This window comes from Agrococcus sp. HG114 (genome assembly GCF_024723325.1).
GTDB lineage: Bacteria > Actinomycetota > Actinomycetes > Actinomycetales > Microbacteriaceae > Agrococcus.
Window position 1 is genome coordinate 1 of sequence record NZ_JANQCH010000301.1, and the last position, 385, is coordinate 385.

General features: G+C 33.2%; 1 protein-coding gene. It reads left to right on the plus strand.

Features of this window, described 5'->3' with window-relative positions:
- Positions 1-385 (plus strand): YitT family protein (locus tag NWP09_RS13340; RefSeq protein ID WP_258275953.1); only part of this gene is annotated, 385 nt, incomplete at both ends.

A 385-nucleotide genomic window follows, 5' to 3' on the forward strand; every position in this document is an offset into this window, starting at 1 on the left:
GGATGATGATATGGAACAAAACGAACTAGTTATTAAGCAACATCATAAAAAACTTAAACGCAAAATCTTGATTTGGCGTATTTTCCTGGTAACCATTGGGGCGATTTTAATGGCGACCGCTTTAGAACTTTTTTTAGTTCCAAATAATATTCTAGATGGTGGAATAACTGGGATTTCAATTATACTTTCACATTTAACAGGTTGGCGAGTTGGATTTTTGTTATTCTTGTTAAACCTGCCCTTTATTTATCTTGGTTATAAGCAAATTGGTAAGACTTTTGCGTTGACGACATTATATGGAATCTTCGTACTATCTCTTTCTTCAGTTTTATTAAATAACGTCTTGGTCGTAACGAATGACTTATTGTTAGATACAGTTTTCGGA